Source organism: Rhizobium leucaenae USDA 9039, assembly GCF_000426285.1.
GTDB lineage: Bacteria > Pseudomonadota > Alphaproteobacteria > Rhizobiales > Rhizobiaceae > Rhizobium > Rhizobium leucaenae.
Map to the genome: position 1 here is coordinate 1 of NZ_AUFB01000099.1, position 1274 is coordinate 1274.

General features: G+C 60.8%; 1 protein-coding gene. It reads right to left on the reverse strand.

All coding sequences use genetic code 11. From position 1 onward, the window contains the following. Positions 1-19: 19 nt before the first annotated feature. The gene (locus K290_RS0133390; RefSeq protein WP_028755415.1) at positions 20-1189 is read right to left on the reverse strand and encodes an ISAs1 family transposase; all 1170 of its coding nucleotides are present in this window, start codon (positions 1187-1189) and stop codon (positions 20-22) included. Between the last annotated feature and the right edge of the window lie 85 nt (positions 1190-1274).

Genomic DNA, 1274 nt, shown 5'->3' on the forward strand with positions numbered 1-1274 from the left:
CCAGGGCACCGAATCCGGGTTAACGGGTGAGCGCTCCGAGGATTGTTTGTAGATATTCGGTATTCCATCCGGCGCGTTTTCTGCGGAGCTTGATGGATTTCTTGTCGGCGACGGCACGCACGAGATTGATGGCGAAGTGTCTGACGATGGCCATGTTGTGGGCACCATGGCCCTTGCGCAGTCGGGATTGGTCGTCGCGGAAGACGACGTCGAGCGTCCAGTGCAGCGCATTTTCGATGAGCCAGTGACCGCGGACGGCCTGGGCGGCGGTCTTTGCGTCGAGACTGGCCGAGGAGATGAAGTAGCGGGTATCGAACCGGCAGCGATCCTTCAACTCGGTGCGGGACTGGACGCGGATCAGCGTCCTTGCGCCGGGCAGGCGCAGTTCGCCGGGAAAGCGCCGGCCTCCTGTCAGCCAATCGGTCTCGCTCGAGACGGTAACGAACCGCTGCTCGATGCGGCCATGGCCCTTGTCGACATCGATATCAGTGTTGAGCGCCCCGTCCGGTGCATCCTCGAAATAGCGTTGCATTTCGGCGCGCAACGTCGGCTGATTGGCCTTGACCGCCAGCAGGTAATCGGCCCCCTGACCGGCAATGGCGGTGGCGATGGTTGGGTTGGTGGCGATCGCATCGATCGACACGATGGCGCCGGCAAGTCCGCCATTTGCGCCAAGCCTTTCCAGAATAACCGGAATTGCCGTCGTCTCGTTGCTCTTGGCATCGACCGCTTCCTGCGCCAGAACCAGCCGCCGGGTCGTCGCATAGGCCGAAACCAGATGTAGCGCCGCCTTGCCCGCGCCGCGGTCATGGCTGCGGCGCGAGGTCTTGCCGTCGATGGCAATGAAATCCGGCTTGTCGGGCCAGCTTTCGCGCACCCAGTCGGTGAAGGCGGCCGAAAACAGCGCCGGATCGATCCGGTTCATCAGGATCGTCAACCAACGCCCGCCCGGAACCCCATGATCATAGGGCAGAAAGCGGCGCAGGAAATCCAGATGCTGTTCGCCCCATTCCGAAATCAAATCATAATCTTCACAGTCGCAGATCGTGCCGCAAACCACCAGAAACAGCACTTCCCGCAACCGGTAGGCGACACGCCAGGGATCGCGAACGTCCTCGATCTCACCGAGATGATCGAGCAACAGCTTCAATCGCGACTTCTCAAATCCCTCCAATGCCACAACGTTCATCACCATGCCCTCCGAATCATCGAGGCCATAGGGAATCAGACTTCTGGCAAGCGGGAAATCGCGTTAACCCGAGTTCGGCACCCTG